The following is a 15,587-nucleotide window of genomic DNA, read 5'->3' on the forward strand; positions in this document are numbered from 1 at the left end:
TGCGTGGCCTGGGCATTACGGCTTAGGTCTTGCGTTGGCAAACAGCGCTTCAACAAAGCCGGAGCGACCGGTATCATAGCCTCCCCGTTTCGCCTGAGCCCCTGTAACGATGCGTGATTTGCCGTCACCGCAGACCGATCGCCCGTTACCCCGCATCGGCCATCACACGCTACCCAATCGCGTGATTCTGGCCCCCATGGCCGGGGTAACCGACCGCCCCTTCCGCCAACTGTGCCGCGAACTGGGCGCCGGGCTGGTCGTATCGGAAATGGTGACCGCCGACAGTCGTCTGTGGAATAGCCGCAAATCTCGCCAGCGCAGGATTCACCGCGGCGAACCGGGGCCGCGATCGGTGCAGATCGCAGGTGGTGACCCGCAGATGCTCGCCGAGGCGGCCCGACTCAACGCCGACGCCGGGGCCGAGATCATCGATATCAACATGGGCTGCCCGGCAAAGAAAGTCTGCAACAAGGCCGCGGGATCGGCGCTACTGCGGGACGAACGCCTGGTGGCGGATATTCTCGACGCCGTGGTCGCGGCAGTCGACATTCCGGTCACGCTGAAGATTCGCACCGGCTGGTGTGCCGAGAGCCGCAACGCGGAACGCGTGGCGAAACTTGCCGAGAACGCCGGCATCGCTGCCCTGGCAGTTCACGGCCGGACCCGGGAGCAGCGTTACACTGGCTCGGCCGAATACGACACCATCGCGGCGATCAAGCAGCAGGTATCGATCCCGGTCTTCGCCAACGGCGATGTCACCACGCCGCAGCGCGCCGCCGAAGTGCTGGCCTACACCGGGGCCGATGCGGTGATGATCGGACGCGGCGCGCAAGGCAACCCGTGGCTATTCCGGGAGATCGAGCACTACCTGCGCACTGGCGACGAGCATGCATCACCCTGCGCGGAAGAGATCGCGGCCACCATGCAGCGTCATCTGCGCGCGCTGCACGACCATTACGGCGAGTATCTGGGCGTCAGAGTCGCGCGCAAGCACGTTGGCTGGTATCTCGCCGCAAGCGACCCGAGTCGCGAACACCGCGCGCGCTTCAATCGTCTCGAGCAGGCGACACAACAATTCGAGTTTCTCCATGAACTCTTTCGCGGTGATGCCGCGATCGGTAACGGAATCCACGCAGCATGAATAGCCGGCAGCCTTTAGCCCTCGAGGGTGAATCCCCCGCCGAGGTCGAGTCTCTCAAGATGCCCGATGCGCTGTCTCATACCACGCTGAGAGAGTGCGTGGAGCGGGTCATGGAGCGCTACTTCTCGCATCTCGAGGGCGAATCCGTCTCGAACCTCTACACCATGGTCCTGGCGGAAGTCGAAGCGCCGCTGCTCGAAGTCGTGATGCGCAACGTCGAAGGCAACCAGACCCGCGCTGCCGAGCTGCTCGGTCTCAACCGCGGTACGCTGCGCAAGAAGCTCAAACAGTACGACCTGATCTGACCAGCACGACCCGATCCAAACCTTCTTCGCTTCGCTCAGCGAAGCCCACCTGGACGTGCGATGCTCTGGACGCCCGCCGTTTCATCGTCAATCGTCTCGCCGTAAAAAAGAGTGGACTGGCATGTCTCAAACATCTGCTTCTACCGCCCCCCGACCCGTCGGTCGCGCACTGCTCAGCGTGTCGGACAAGACCGGCATCGTCGATTTCGCCCGTGAGCTCGCCTCACGCGGTGTCGAGCTACTCTCGACCGGCGGCACCTACCGCCTGCTCCAGGAAAACGACATTGCCGTGACCGAAGTCTCGGCGCACACCGGCTTCCCGGAGATCATGGACGGGCGCGTCAAGACGCTGCATCCGAAAATTCACGGCGGCATTCTCGGGCGGCGCGGCCAGGATGACGCGGTCATGGCGGCGCACGGCATCGACCCCATCGACATGGTCGTGGTCAATCTCTACCCGTTCGAACAGACCGTGGCCAAACCGGGCTGCACGCTGGAAGACGCCGTCGAGAACATCGATATCGGCGGCCCGACGATGGTCCGCGCCTGTGCCAAGAACCACGAGCACACCACGATCGTGGTCAGCGCCAACGATTACTCCCGCATCCTGAAGGACATGGCCAGCCACGACGGCGGCGTCAGTCACAAGACCCGCTTCGACCTGGCGATCAAGGCGTTCGAACATACCGCCGCCTACGACGCGGCCATCGCCAACTATTTCGGTCAGCGTGTCGGCAACGGCGAGCCCGAATTTCCGCGCACCCTGTCGCTGCAGTTCACCAAGAAGCAAGGCATGCGCTACGGCGAGAACCCGCACCAGAAGGCGGCGTTCTATGTTGAGTCAAGGGCGGTCGAGACCGACAAGCCGGAAGCCAGCATCGCGACGGCCGAGCAGCTCCAGGGCAAGGCGCTCTCCTTCAACAACGTGGCGGACACCGACGCCGCGCTGGAGTGCGTCAAATCCTTCACCAAGCCGGCCTGCGTGATCGTCAAGCACGCCAATCCGTGTGGCGTGGCCGTGGTACCGGAAGCCGACGGCGGCATCCGCAAAGCCTACGATCTGGCCTTCGCGACCGACAGCGAATCCGCTTTCGGCGGCATCATCGCCTTCAACCGCGAGCTGGACGGCGATACCGCCAGTGCGATCGTCGCGCGCCAGTTCGTCGAGGTCATCATCGCACCGCGCATCTCGGCGGAAGCCCGCGAGGCCGTCGCCAGCAAGACCAATGTCCGTTTGCTGGAGTGTGGCGAACTGCCAGCGAAGACCGCCGACGGCTGGGATTACAAGCGCGTCAACGGCGGCTTGCTGGTGCAGAGTCGCGATAACGGCATGATCGCCGCCGAGGAGCTCAAGGTGGTCACCCAGCGAGCGCCAACGGAGCAGGAGCTCAACGATCTGGTGTTCGCGTGGAAGGTCGCCAAGTTCGTCAAGTCCAACGCCATCGTCTACGCCCGAAACCGTCAGACGGTCGGGGTTGGCGCGGGCCAGATGAGCCGGATCAACTCCGCGCGCATCGCCGGCATCAAGGCGGAACATGCCGGTCTCGAGGTTCCCGGCTCGGTGATGGCATCGGATGCCTTTTTCCCCTTCCGCGATGGCCTGGACAACGCCGCGGCGGCGGGCATCACGGCAGTGATTCAACCGGGAGGCTCGATGCGCGACGACGAAGTGATCGCCGCCGCCAACGAGGCGGGAATCGCGATGGTCTTTACCGGCATGCGCCACTTTCGGCACTAGAGCGGCGCTCCTGCCAACGAAAAGCCCACGAGTTTCGACTCGTGGGCTTTTTCGTGCAGGGTTCGCAGAACCCGATCAGCATCGATCGAATCAGGAAGATTCCTTGCCCAGATCGATGCAGAGATACTTGGTTTCCAGATACTCCTCGAGGCCATACTTGGAGCCTTCGCGACCCAGGCCGGAAGCCTTGACGCCGCCGAACGGTGCGCTGGCGTTGGAGATCAGCCCCGTGTTGATGCCGACCATGCCGTATTCGAGCGCTTCGGCGACCCGCCAGACCCGGCCCAGATCCTTCGAGTAGAAATAGGACGCCAGCCCGAACTGGGTATCGTTGGCCATGCGAACGGCTTCCTCTTCCGTCTCGAAGGGGAAAACCGCCGCCAGGGGGCCGAAGGTCTCTTCACTGGCGACCTTCATCTCCGGTGTGGCGTGGCTGACCAGTGTCGGGGAAAAGAAACGCCCGCCCAGCGAATGCTCGTGGCCGCCGAGCAACAGCTGCGCGCCCTTGTCGGTAGCATCCTTGATGTGGTCGGTCACCTTGGCCACCGCATCGTCGTCGATCAGCGGACCGATATTGACCCCGTCCTCGAAGCCGTTGCCCACCTTGAGCTCACTGTTCATGGCAGCGGCCAGCTTTTCGCTGAAGGCGTTGATCACGCTGGATTGAACCAGGAAGCGGTTGGTGCAGACGCAGGTCTGTCCGGCATTGCGGAACTTGGACGCGATCGCCCCTTCGACCGCCGCATCCAGATCGGCATCCTCGAACACCAGAAACGGGGCGTTGCCGCCGAGCTCCAGCGAAATCTTCTGGATGTGCTGCGCGGCACCGGCCATCAACGAACTGCCGACTTCGGTCGAGCCGGTGAAGGTGACCTTGCGCACGACCGGAGACTCGGTCATCGCCTTGGCGATCTCGCTGGCCTTGCCCGGGACCACGTTGAACACGCCGCGCGGAACACCGGCCTGCTCTGCCAGTGCGGCCAGTGCGGTGGCGGAGAACGGTGTCTGGCTGGCCGGCTTGATGACGATGGTGCAGCCAGCCGCCAGTGCGGCAGCCGCCTTGCGCGTGATCATCGAGGACGGGAAATTCCAGGGCGTGATGGCGCCGACGACGCCCACCGGCTGCTTGGTGACCACGATACGCTGCTGGGTGTTGGCAGCTGGAATGGTGTCACCGTAGATACGCCGTGCTTCCTCGGCAAACCAGCGCATGAAGCTTGCGGCATAGACGATCTCACCCGCCGCCTCCTTGACCGGCTTGCCCTGCTCGGCGGTCATGATCGCGGCCAGTTCATCCTTGTTCTCGAGCATCAGCTCGTACCACTTCATCAGGATGTCAGCGCGCTCCAGCGCGGTGTGATTGCGCCAGCCCGGAAGCGCGGCTTCGGCCGCATCGATCGCCCGCTCGGTCTCGGCACGCCCCAATCTCGGCATGCGCCCCAGGATCTCGCCATTGGCAGGGTTATCGACGTCGATCTGCTCACCGCTGTCGGCGGCAACCCAGTTACCATCGATATAGGCAAAAGGTCTGAACAGCGCGCCCTCTTTCACGGACTCTGCATTGACGGACTGTGCTTGGTCGGATTGCATGACTCACTCCTCCTTGATGTGCTTGCCGGATGCGGATGATCAGCCCATCCTGACCGGCCGTGGCCACGGATCAGCGTGCAACGGGATCGTTGGTGACGGCAACCTGCGACGACGAATTCAGTGTCACTGTGCTACCCGACAGGATGGCGTGTTAACGCCACCTCTGCCAGTCGAAAGCCGCGTCGGCTGGGTATCAGCCGGCGCCGGGCCGGGCATGCCCCTGAAAGAGCGGCACAGGAATGGCGACAGCGGCCCGGCGGCGAAGCGATTCACAGCTGTGACCACAGGGTCACGCCCACGGCAATCGCGATTGCCGCGCCGCTCAGCCAATAGCCGTTGACGCGCTGTGAATGGCGATGGATATGGCGCAATCCCAGCCAGGCCAGCGCGATCGCCACGACCTCCACCACCGGTGCGTAGCGCCCTGCACTCAACCCGACCAACGACATCACCAATGCTGCCAGCGACCAGTGAGAAAGCTGTTTGCGCCGCGTCTTGCCGTTGACATCGCGCGTACTGCTGGCTCGACGCTGAACTTCGGGACGATTGAAGACCTGGATCGCCAGCCCATCGCGCAGCTCGAAGCGAACCGGGGTACCGGCGCTCGGCAAGCCGCGACCTCGCCACTGCGCCAATTGGAACGAATAGCGTTTGCCGTCATCACCCTCGACCTCACCGGTCTGGGCTTCGTCGTCGAAATGAGAAAGGCGACCATCCATGGGACTATCCTTGCGGCTCTCTTTGAAACCTTCGTGACGACCTGCCGCGATGCGGTCTTCGCGACCGCCTCCGCCTGGCGGGAACTTTGGCCCGCCAGCCCGAATCAGCGAAAACTCGTGCGGCAAAAGACCCGATCCGTGAACCCGATCAGCGACCGTTGACCAGCATCAGGAACTCCTGACGCGTCGTCTGATTCTTGCGGAAGCTGCCCAGCATTACCGAGGTCGTCATGCTGGAATTCTGCTTCTCGACACCTCGCATCATCATGCACATGTGCTGGGCCTCGATCACCACGCCCACCCCGCGAGCCTCGGTCACCTGCATCACGGCTTCGGCGATCTCGCGAGTCAGGTTTTCCTGAATCTGCAATCGGCGCGCATACATGTCGACGATCCGCGCGAACTTCGACAGCCCCAGCACCTTGCCCTGAGGGAGATAGGCGATGTGACACTTGCCGATGAAAGGCAACACATGGTGCTCGCACATCGAGTACATCTCGATGTCCTTGATCAGCACCATTTCATCGGTATCGGACGCGAAGACCGCGCCATTGATCAGCGCTTCCAGGGACTGGCCGTAGCCCTGTGTCAGGAACTGCATCGCCTTGGCGGCACGCATCGGCGTATCGCGCAGACCTTCACGCTCGGGATCTTCTCCCAGCTTCTCGAGAATGCCGTGGAAGTGGCCCGCCAGTTGCTCTGTCATGTTGCTGCCTTGTCTATCGGTATCATTCATCGAATGCTAGGCACTGCCTGAAAACTGCCTGCGCTCGCCCATACGGCGTTAAAAATCGACTCAAAATGCTCATTTACACGCCGTAAACTCCGCCCTTTCGCCGATTTTTGCCTTGTCTTGCCTTCGCTCGTCGACTTTTCAGACAGCGCCTACGCCCGCGTTGGCACTCGGCCCCATTGTCGGTGTCGGCCAATTCTAGCGAAACTCCATCGGCACCACTATCACGACAAGCCCTCGAGCCACTACGGATCGGCAGCGGTTCAGGCCAGCCAGCGCGGAGAGTCGAGTGCCAACCGCTGCTGCTCGAGATGTCGGATGTGCTGGTCCCAGTAGCCGCTATCGGCGACATAGGGGAAAGCGCGAGGGAACGCGGGATCCTGCCAGCGCGCCGTGACCCAGGCACTGTGGCGAATCAGGCGCAAGGTGCGCAGCGCTTCGATCCACTCGAGCTGACGACGGTCGAACTCCCGGGTCATCTCGTAACCTTCGATGACTTCGGACAGCTGCATCTGCCACTCCTCGGGGGACTGGGCGGTCAACAGCATCCACAGATCCTGCACCGCCGGCGCCATCAGGCAATCATCGAAGTCGACCAGCGCAAAGTGCTCGTCCCGCCCCAGCATGTTGCCGAGATGGCAGTCGCCGTGAACACGCTGCAGCGAACTTTCCGGCCAGGCACGCTCCGCCAGCAGCGGTAGCAGCGAATCGATGACCTGGCCGTAGCTCTTGCGCTGTCGGGCGTCGAGCCAGCTTGCCTGAAGCACTCGGATACGGCTCTCCTCGACCATCGTGTCGAGATCGAGCCGGATTCGGTGACGGAAGGGTTGGCGAGCACCAACGTCGTGGACTCTGCCGATCAGCTCGCCAAGCGCAAACAGATGTGCGGGATTGTCGAGTTCCGGCGCCTGACCGACGACGTGGGCGAACAGCGCAAATCGGAAACCTTCGAAGTGATGCAGCGTGGCGCCAGTGGCGTCTTCCCACGGCGCCCCGACGGAGATCGACTCCGCCGCCAGGGCCTGGAGAAACTCGTGCTCTTCGAGGATCTGATCGTCGCTCCAACGCTCCGGGCGGTAGAACTTGACGACCCATCGACGGCGGTCGTCGTCGGTCAGCGAGTAGACCCGATTTTCATAGCTGTTGAGCGCGAACGGCTCACCGGGCAACCAGAGGCCAAGAGACTCGACTGCCTCGACGACCCGCTGTGGCGTCAACGTCTCGAACGGATGCAGGGAAACGGCGCTCATACGGACCTCGACTGACGGCGACATGCTTGTGCGCATGCTATCAGATTCGCACTGATGGCGTACGCGCGAACGCCAGCGCCGTAATCTGCCGCGCCCCGGCAGCCCGACAGGCCAGCGCCAGTGATTCCAGCGTCGCCCCGGTGGTCATGACATCGTCGACGATCATCACCGCCGCCGGTAATGGCTGGTTCACCGCGAATGCCCGTTTCACGTTGCGTCGTCGCGACACACGATCCAGCCCCCGCTGGGACGGCGTCTCCCGCAGTCGCTCGGCCTCTACCATTGGTAGCTTCAAACGCTCGGCCAGACGCTTCGTCAGCCACGCCGTATGATCGAACCCCTGTTCACGAGTTCGCTCGCGCTGGCCGGGCACGCCGATCACAGCTTCGCCGAGGTCGAGGCCACGACTCAGGGAAGCCAGCATCAGCTGAATCAACACTTCGCCTGCCCGCGGATCCGCCGAGAACTTGTAGCGCTGGATCAGCGGCGTCATGCGCGACTCGTAGCGCAGCGGAACCCATGCCGACGTCTGCGCAGGCGGATGGCGGAGACAGCGTCCGCACCGACGTGGCGTGGAAGGCGCGAGCGCGTTCGTCGGCAATGGTTCGGCGCAAAGCCCACACGCACCATGATTCCAGGGCATGTCCGCAAAGCAATCGGCGCACCAGGGCACGCCGTCGGCCACGGCCGTATGGCAGAAGGCACAGTAGCCTGGCAGCGCCGTTTTCAACTGAGCGTGGATCCAGCCACATAACCGGCGAGTCGTTGGTTTCACCGCTTTCAGACATCGCAGCATCGGCTCTTCTCTCGATCGCTTCGCTATCGATCATTCAATGTTGATGTCGACTGCGACGACGAAAACTGAAGCCATTACCCGATTATCGGTGACCGGACGGCCAACGATTGACATCGATAGCGCGGCCAGTAAAATAAGCGCGCCTGTCGGAATGCGGATGTGGTGGAATTGGTAGACACGCTAGATTTAGGTTCTAGTGCCGAAAGGTGTGGGAGTTCGAGTCTCCCCATCCGCACCAACAAGGCTGAACCCGCATTATCCGAGCGGATCCTGCCAGTACCCTCCGACCGACCCTCCCAGTGCATCAAGTCTCGTAGTGCGCGTGGTCTCTTAGCACCTCTTGCCCCTTAGCACCCTTGGCCCCGCAGCACACCAAGTCGCGAAACGATGCGTTGCTCCGCACGATTTCGATTCTGCCATTCTGCAGCCCACCCTCGCGGGACATCGGTTGACCACTCGGTATTCGGGCGTTCAACCATCCAGGTGACGAATCCACTGCCGCACTCGCCATCGCTGAAGCCGATTGGCATAGCGCTTGGTATCCAGCGATACCGGCACCAGCGTGCAAGCTTCGTCGTCGTTCATGTGAAGGCGAAAGCGTCGTTCGGCACCGATCGGATGATCTTCACTGCCGTAGATGGCCACTACGCGAATATCGAGAAATTGAAAGACGGTATCGTCTTTGGGGCGATCGTGCTCGAGGGCGACCTCATGGACGTTGCACAGGCGCCGCAGAATGGCCTCGAAACTGCCCACGTGACTGAAGCTACCGGGGAGCATCGGGCCCTGGCTCGATCGCATCCCCTCTCTATCCTGTTCGTGTCGACAGTTCCCGCCCTGATCCTTGCCATGCTCCGAGCTCGAGTCCTCGGAATCGGATCTATCCTGTCGGTGGTCCGCCTCGAAGTCGATCATGTCATTCGTCAACGAGCCTTTGCTGGTGTGCAAGGTCACGATGATATGTTCCAGGAAGATCGGCTCGGAGCTCATGTTGCTGATCAGGCACAGTGACGTCAGATCATTGCCATGGCCGCGATTGATGATGATGCGAGGTCGCCGTGTCCTGGCAAAGTTCCGGTAGAGAATCTGCGCGTAAAAGAACCACACGAAAAGCGTCAATATGCTCGTGATGGCGGTTATCGCCTTGCTGTGTTCTGACAACCATTCCATGGTCGTGACCGACTCCTGCCTACGGGATTACGAAGAAGGCTAATGTAGGCGAGAACGATGACGACCGATATAACTCAGTTTGGTTACGGTGAAAGGATGTGCCGCGATGAACCGGACGACATGAGGTCGGTCTCGGAAACACGAAAGGCGGGCCTCGCGGCCCGCCTTTATAATAAACCGCCTGAACCTGGACCTCCTGTCCCGCCGTGGCGTCATCCTGACGTGGCGTGATTCGCGGTAATGCTTGAGCCTCGTCGTCGTCATCCTGATTCCGACAGGCTGGCAGTCTTCCTTGACTGCGAATCCGACTTACCTTCCATATCCTTGAACCCATCCGTGGGTGCGGTAAGTCAGCTAACGAAGACAAAGTTATACAAGAGTTGTCGACGAGTCAAGCTTTTCGCAAGACCCGCACGTCTGAGCATCTTAGCTGCAACCGTGATGCCTTCGACAAAGCCAGAAGAGCTGGAAGAGGTATTCATCACCGGCTGCAAGGAGAAAACCGGCGGAAGGACGCCGGTTTCCGGGACACCTACCCGCGCTGCGCCCCGGGCCCCTGCGCCAATGGCGGAAGAGGCCCAGGACACTTCTGCGGTCACGCGCCGATACTTTCCGAGCTCCTGAGTCTTGCGACCCGTTCCCTGGCCCATGCCACTAACCAACGCCTAACGTAAGTCCCTTGGTCACGTCCCTGCAGCAGCCTTCACAGAAAGAATCGGGCAAATGTTAGATCAATACATGACAGCCGGTAAAGAGTGGTACAAATTACCCTCGACCTGCTCATCCAGAAACCGGGGCTGCAGACCGGAGGCGTCGATAGCGCCAAACAAAAGGGCATATAAATTATTTCTCTTATTACCAAAAGTGGAAATTGCGCTATCCTACGTCTATTGACATCACCAGTTCATTTCCAGGGGGATCCGCTCTCATGTCAAAGCGTTTGATTTCAACCTCATCGGTGCGACGCACCACACTGGCAGTGGCGTTGGGCCTTGCTACCTCATTGGGTGCGATGGCGGCACAGGCCGATACGCTCCGAGTCGGCATGTCGGGCGGCTACTACCCCTTCACTTATGTCGAACAGGACCAGCTCAAGGGATTCGAAGTCGATCTGATGAATGCGATCGGCGACATCACCGGTGACGATGTCGAATTCGTGACCGCCAGCTTTTCCGGGCTGGCCGGCATGCTGGATTCCGACAGAATCGATACCATCGCCAACCAGATCACGATCACACCGGAGCGGCAGTCGAAATATCTCTTCAGCCAGCCGTACGTCTACGACGGTGCCCAGGTCGTGACCCGCAAGGGCAACGACGCTATCCACGGCGTCGAGGATCTCAAGGGCAAGACCGTCGCGGTCAATCTTGGCTCCAACTACGAGCAACTGCTGAACGAGTTGCCGTATGCGGATGAGATCAACATCAAGACATACGACTCCAATATCGAGCAGGATGTCGCCCTGGGGCGCGCCGACGCTTTCGTCATGGATCGTGTCAGTGCCACTCAGGTGATCAAGGACAAGCCGCTGCCGCTGCAACTGGCAGGCCAGCCATTCTCCAAGATCGAGAACGCCTATCCGTTCCGCGACGACGAGGCGGGCAAGGCACTGAGGGACCGGGTCAACAAAGCGCTCGCCGAGTTGCGTGACAGCGGAAAATTGGGCGACATTTCCGAGCAGTGGTTCGGGACCGATATTACCCAGCCGTGATCGACATCATGCATCAACGGCCCATGACGCTGACCGGCGCCATGGGCTTTTCCGTTATCTGAGGTCGCCAAGCGCGGAGCGCCAAGCACTATGCACGCACTCGATTTCGACTACATGCTGGGCCTGGTGCCCATTCTTCTGGGCTACCTGCCGCTGACGCTCGAGATGGCGGCGGCCGGCATGGCCTGTGCGCTGGTACTGGCCTGTCTGCTGGCGGTGATCCGCGTGACCCGGGTGCCCGGTCTCAACGCCTTCGCCCTGCTGTTCATCTCGTTCTTCCGCGGCACGCCGCTGCTCGTCCAGTTATTCCTGTTCTACTACGGGCTACCGCAGGTACTGACTTTTCTGGTGGCGATCAACGGCATCACCGCCACCATTCTCGGCCTGACGCTCCATTTTTCCGCTTACATGGCGGAATCGATCCGCGCCGCCATCGTAGGTATCGACCGCAGTCAGACCGAAGCGGCGCTCTCCATCGGCATGACACGGGCGCAGCTGATGCGGCGTATCGTGCTGCCGCAGGCGACCCGTATAGCGACGCCCACGCTGATGAACTACTTCATCGACATGATCAAATCGACGTCACTGGCCTTCACTCTGGGCGTCACCGAACTGATGGGCGCGACCCAGAAAGAAGCTGCCGGCAGCTTTCTCTACTTCGAGGCCTTTCTGGTGGTCGCGGTAATCTACTGGATCGTGGTCGAGGCACTTTCGTGGGTACAGAAATGGCTGGAACAACGACTCAACCGGGCTTATCAGCGATGATCGAACTCAAGGGCATCCGCAAGCAATTCGGCGATCACGTCGTCTTCGACGGTATCGATCTCAGTCTCGACCGCGGAGAGATCATCGTGGTCGTCGGTCCTTCGGGAACCGGCAAGTCGACACTGCTGCGCTGCATCAACTTTCTGGAAACACCCGATGCCGGCCACCTGACCGTCGGCGATCTCGGCTTCGACGTCACAGGTGCGACTCGTGAACAGATTCTCGCGCTGAGGCGGCGAACGGCGTTCGTGTTCCAGAACTATGCGTTGTTCGCCAACAAGACCGCGCTTCAGAACGTCGCCGAGGGCATGATCGTGGTCGACGGCATGCCCAAGGCCAAGGCCTACGCCAAGGCGCGCGAGATCCTCGAGCGGATCGGCCTGGCCGACAAGGCCGACGCCTACCCCGCCTCGCTCTCCGGCGGACAGCAGCAGCGCGTGGGTATCGGCCGGGCGATGGCGGCCAACGCCGACGTCATCCTGTTCGATGAGCCGACGTCCGCGCTGGATCCGCAATGGGTGGAGGAAGTACTGGGGCTGATGAAACGGCTCGCGGCCGAGCATCAGACCATGATCGTCGTCACCCACGAGATGCAGTTTGCCCGCGAGGTCGCCGATCGGGTGGTGTTCATGGATCAGGGCCGGATCATCGAGCAGGCTCCGCCGGCGGAGCTGTTCAGCCAGCCCAAGGATGAACGAACGCAGCAGTTTCTGCGCAAGATTCTGGCGGCAAACGTCGTCTGACCGTCGCGCGCAGCCAGTCTACTCAGTCGTTGTGCCGCCGCGGTGCGCTGATGGCAAAGAAGCGCTCCACCACATCGTCCCGCACCGGCGGTGTCAGGCAGGAGACGATCACGAACAGCGGCAGGTTGATCATCAACCCCCAGAACCCGGCGTGAACCCCTAGCGGGTTGGGCCAGATCAGGGTAAACGCCAGGGTCACTCCGAACCCGCTCACGATCCCGACCAGCACGCCCCATCTGGACGCACGGGTCCACAGGAACATGCCGATGAACGCGGGCAACACCTGGGTCGCGAATCCCAGACCCACCAGCAGGATCATCACCAGATTGCTCGGCTCGCTGATCGCCACCGGCGCCACGATCAACGCCATGACCGGAATCAACAGGCGGCGAGCGAGGCGACCGGTAGTAGCGTCGTCGAGACGTAACAGCGGCTGGGCGATGTCCTTGGCATAAGCCATCGATACCGAGTGTAGAAATGGCTCGCAGGAGGACATGGCCGCGGCCAGTGTCCCCGCGCCCAGCAGCCCCACCAGCCAGCTCGGCAGATTCTGCAGCGCAAATTCGAGTGCCACGGTGTCGGCCCGGCCCAGGTTGGGCAACGCGGTGATGCCGATGAATCCCACCACCACCATCGGCAGCACGACGATGTAATAAGTCGGTAGCCAAGTGGCACTGCGCCGGATGGTCGCGGCCGAGCGCGCGCTCATCCACTGGCTCCAGACCGGCGGCATGAACGACAGCATCGACACGACGATCGACGTGGTCCAGAACGCGAAGCTCATCTTGCCATCGGCCCCCGGCAGGGTCAGAAAGTCGGGCCGTTCGTTGGCCAGCCGCTCGAAGACGCCCGCGAAGCCCAGTTCGCCGGTGGCATGATGCGCCGCCCACAGCCCCACGGTCCAGGCCACGACCAGCATCAGGATGCCCTGAAAGGCATTGGTCAGTCCGATGGCGCGCTGGCCACTGACGTAGAGATAGATCGCGATGACGCCCAGAATCACGATCACGCCGACCCAGACCGGAATTCGCCCACCGCTCATCACCGACAGAATGTAGGCCGAGCCGATGGTCTGGAGAACCGCATAGGCCAGCGAGCCAATCGACATGACCAGTGCCGCCAGCCCGCCAAGCAGCGGGCTCTGATAGCGATCGGCGATCGCCGCGCCTTGGGTAACGTGACCGAAGCGCTGCCCGAAGGCCCAGACCTTGGGGCCGCAATACCACGCCACCAGCGCCAGATAGGAGAGATAGATCACCACGTAGAAGACGGCGACGCCCTTGCTGTAGGCCCAGCCGGGCGCGCCCATGAAGGTGTAGGCGCTGATGCTGCCGGCGGCGATCAGCAGATAGAGCGTCACCGGCCCCATGCTTCGCCCGGCCACCCCCCACTCCTCCAGACTGTCCATCAGACGCCCACCGCGAGCGCGTAAACCGATGAACAGCGCGATACCGATATAGCCCAGCGTCATCCACAGCGGCAATAGACTAGTCGTCATGCGATGCCACCTTGATACAGCGATTGGCGATCAGCATGACCAGCCAGCACCCCAGCACAATCACATAGGTCCATACGGCGATCGGCGGCAGCCCCAGCCATGGCTGCGCTCGATTGAACAGGCCGATCACCGGCCATATTCCTGCGGCGATCAGCACCACGAACGCCAGGGTCAGTAACCAGCCCTTACCCGACCGTGGACGGACGACGTAATGTTTCATCAATGTTCCTAGCCCTTGAAATCTAGCTGTTGAAACTCTCGGTTTCTGAATTTCGCCGTGAAGAACCAGCCATGAAGAACCAGCCGTGAAGGACAAGCCATAAAGAGCCTGGCGACGAAGAATTTAGCCACCGGACTCGAAAGCGTCGGCACCCGGCCGAGGGTCTTGAACCCCGACGGTACTGGCGTTGACTGCTCACAGCGCCGTGGAATCATACCGCATCAAGACCCGATGGCTCCCCGTCATATCGCAAAGCGTTTTTCTCTTCTAGGCTAGTAGCCGATCAATGACAGGGAACGGCATGAAAACAAAACACGTCAGCCTGCGCGAATGGCTGCAACATACGGCATCGGCGGGCTACGTCGCCAAGGGGATCATCTATCTGACGATCGGCTGGCTGGCGCTGTTGACCACGATCGGTCTCGGCGGCAGTGAAAGTGGTGCGTCGGATGTCATCCGCAAGATTGCGCTATGGCCGTTCGGCCGCGTGCTGCTGGCGCTGATGGGCGTGGGGCTGACAGCCTACGTCTTATGGCGTCTGGCCCAGGCAGTCTGGGATACCGAACGCAAAGGCAACGACTGGAAGGGCTGGCTGCAGCGGCTCGGGTTCGCGATCAGCGGGAGCCTCTATGCCACGCTCGCCTGGCAATGTACCACGTTGATATTTCAGAGCCTCTCCCAATCTCAGAGCGGCGGATCATCCCAAGGCACCGAACGGCTGATGGGCGTCCCCGGTGGACGCTGGCTGGTGTTGGTCGTCGGTCTCATCTTCATCGGGGTCGGCATTCATCAATTGATTCGCGCCTGGAAACGCTCCTATCGCAAGAACTGGCATCTGCAGAGCCGGCCGAACCCCCCGCTGCCTTTGCTCGAGGGTATCGCGCGCCTCGGTCTGGCCGCCCGCGGCATTACCTTCCTGCTGATCGGAGGGCTGTTGTCTCTGGCCGCGTGGCGTCTGTCGCCCAGCGATGCCCAGGGTCTTAGCGCCGCGCTGAATCTGCTAGCCCATCAACCTTTCGGTGACTGGCTGCTGGGAGCGGTGGCCGTCGGCCTTATCGCCTATGGGGGGTACTGCTTCATCAACGCTGGATACCGCCGCGTCAGGAATCCAAAGAATGGATCGTGACAACAGCGCGAAAAATGCAACGGGTCCGGATAGAAAAGAGACCGCGAAAGCGGTCTCGAATCATCGACTTGCCCGCCCAGGC

General features: G+C 61.5%; 15 protein-coding genes, 1 tRNA gene and 1 pseudogene. 8 read left to right on the forward strand and 9 right to left on the reverse strand.

Annotation, left to right across the window (positions count from 1 at the left end; translation table 11 throughout):
* Positions 1-109: 109 nt before the first annotated feature.
* The 3 genes from dusB to purH all read left to right on the forward strand — a co-directional run bounded on the left by dusB (position 110) and on the right by purH (position 3,184).
* A complete protein-coding gene (gene dusB / locus BTW07_RS11230) occupies positions 110-1,141 on the forward strand; it encodes a tRNA dihydrouridine synthase DusB (RefSeq protein ID WP_075570271.1) in 1,032 nt (343 codons plus the stop codon).
* On the forward strand, positions 1,138-1,446 hold the full coding sequence (fis, locus tag BTW07_RS11235) for a DNA-binding transcriptional regulator Fis (RefSeq protein WP_075570272.1): 309 nt from the start codon (positions 1,138-1,140) through the stop codon (positions 1,444-1,446). Before dusB ends, fis begins: the two co-directional genes overlap by 4 nt.
* Positions 1,447-1,567: 121 nt before the next feature.
* Positions 1,568-3,184 carry a bifunctional phosphoribosylaminoimidazolecarboxamide formyltransferase/IMP cyclohydrolase gene (gene purH, locus BTW07_RS11240; RefSeq protein WP_075570273.1) on the forward strand — a complete coding sequence of 539 codons (1,617 nt, stop codon included), beginning with the start codon at positions 1,568-1,570 and terminating at the stop codon, positions 3,182-3,184.
* Between the two features lie 90 nt (positions 3,185-3,274).
* Here purH and BTW07_RS11245 read toward each other — a convergent pair whose 3' ends face one another.
* The 6 genes and pseudogenes from BTW07_RS11245 to BTW07_RS20175 all read right to left on the reverse strand — a co-directional run.
* A complete protein-coding gene (locus BTW07_RS11245; RefSeq protein WP_075570274.1) occupies positions 3,275-4,774 on the reverse strand; it encodes an NAD-dependent succinate-semialdehyde dehydrogenase in 1,500 nt (499 codons plus the stop codon).
* A gap of 269 nt (positions 4,775-5,043) precedes the next feature.
* Entirely contained in the window at positions 5,044-5,493 is a 450-nt protein-coding gene (locus BTW07_RS11250) for a hypothetical protein (protein ID WP_075570275.1), read from the reverse strand.
* A gap of 148 nt (positions 5,494-5,641) precedes the next feature.
* On the reverse strand, positions 5,642-6,199 hold the full coding sequence (gene folE / locus BTW07_RS11255; RefSeq protein WP_075570471.1) for a GTP cyclohydrolase I FolE: 558 nt from the start codon (positions 6,197-6,199) through the stop codon (positions 5,642-5,644).
* Positions 6,200-6,489: 290 nt separating this feature from the next.
* A complete protein-coding gene (locus BTW07_RS11260; protein ID WP_075570276.1) occupies positions 6,490-7,476 on the reverse strand; it encodes a serine/threonine protein kinase in 987 nt (328 codons plus the stop codon).
* Positions 7,477-7,516: 40 nt separating this feature from the next.
* Positions 7,517-7,969: a ComF family protein gene (locus BTW07_RS11265; RefSeq protein ID WP_244158363.1), complete on the reverse strand. Its 453-nt coding sequence runs from the start codon at positions 7,967-7,969 to the stop codon at positions 7,517-7,519.
* A gap of 66 nt (positions 7,970-8,035) precedes the next feature.
* Positions 8,036-8,272 (reverse strand): annotated as a pseudogene (locus tag BTW07_RS20175) (double zinc ribbon domain-containing protein); the annotation flags it as partial.
* 153 nt (positions 8,273-8,425) lie between these two features.
* Here BTW07_RS20175 and BTW07_RS11270 point away from each other — a divergent pair.
* A tRNA-Leu gene (locus BTW07_RS11270) sits at positions 8,426-8,510 on the forward strand.
* A 233-nt stretch (positions 8,511-8,743) separates the two neighbouring features.
* Here the strand turns inward: BTW07_RS11270 and BTW07_RS11275 are convergent.
* Positions 8,744-9,442, reverse strand: coding sequence for a hypothetical protein (locus BTW07_RS11275; protein ID WP_075570277.1), 699 nt, complete (start codon positions 9,440-9,442; stop codon positions 8,744-8,746).
* A gap of 1,012 nt (positions 9,443-10,454) precedes the next feature.
* Here BTW07_RS11275 and BTW07_RS11280 point away from each other — a divergent pair.
* From BTW07_RS11280 to BTW07_RS11290, 3 genes are all read left to right on the forward strand, one after another.
* Positions 10,455-11,153 (forward strand): amino acid ABC transporter substrate-binding protein, encoded by a 699-nt coding sequence (locus BTW07_RS11280; RefSeq protein ID WP_232823784.1) that lies wholly within the window; start codon positions 10,455-10,457, stop codon positions 11,151-11,153.
* A gap of 90 nt (positions 11,154-11,243) precedes the next feature.
* The gene (locus BTW07_RS11285) at positions 11,244-11,918 is read left to right on the forward strand and encodes an amino acid ABC transporter permease (protein WP_075570279.1); all 675 of its coding nucleotides are present in this window, start codon (positions 11,244-11,246) and stop codon (positions 11,916-11,918) included.
* On the forward strand, positions 11,915-12,661 hold the full coding sequence (locus BTW07_RS11290; RefSeq protein WP_075570280.1) for an amino acid ABC transporter ATP-binding protein: 747 nt from the start codon (positions 11,915-11,917) through the stop codon (positions 12,659-12,661). Before BTW07_RS11285 ends, BTW07_RS11290 begins: the two co-directional genes overlap by 4 nt.
* A gap of 22 nt (positions 12,662-12,683) precedes the next feature.
* On the opposite strand, the gene BTW07_RS11295 is transcribed toward BTW07_RS11290, so the two are convergent.
* Both BTW07_RS11295 and BTW07_RS11300 read right to left on the reverse strand, forming a co-directional pair.
* Complete coding sequence (locus tag BTW07_RS11295) at positions 12,684-14,159, reverse strand: sodium:solute symporter family protein (RefSeq protein WP_075570281.1); 1,476 nt, start codon at positions 14,157-14,159, stop codon at positions 12,684-12,686.
* Entirely contained in the window at positions 14,149-14,379 is a 231-nt protein-coding gene (locus BTW07_RS11300; RefSeq protein ID WP_075570282.1) for a hypothetical protein, read from the reverse strand. The genes BTW07_RS11295 and BTW07_RS11300 overlap by 11 nt, the downstream gene beginning before the upstream one ends.
* Before the next feature lie 301 nt (positions 14,380-14,680).
* Here BTW07_RS11300 and BTW07_RS11305 point away from each other — a divergent pair, with 301 nt between their 5' ends.
* The gene (locus BTW07_RS11305; RefSeq protein WP_075570283.1) at positions 14,681-15,505 is read left to right on the forward strand and encodes a DUF1206 domain-containing protein; all 825 of its coding nucleotides are present in this window, start codon (positions 14,681-14,683) and stop codon (positions 15,503-15,505) included.
* Positions 15,506-15,587: the final 82 nt, after the last annotated feature.

It is taken from the genome of Salinicola socius (genome assembly GCF_001937195.1).
Taxonomy (GTDB): Bacteria; Pseudomonadota; Gammaproteobacteria; order Pseudomonadales; family Halomonadaceae; genus Salinicola; species Salinicola socius.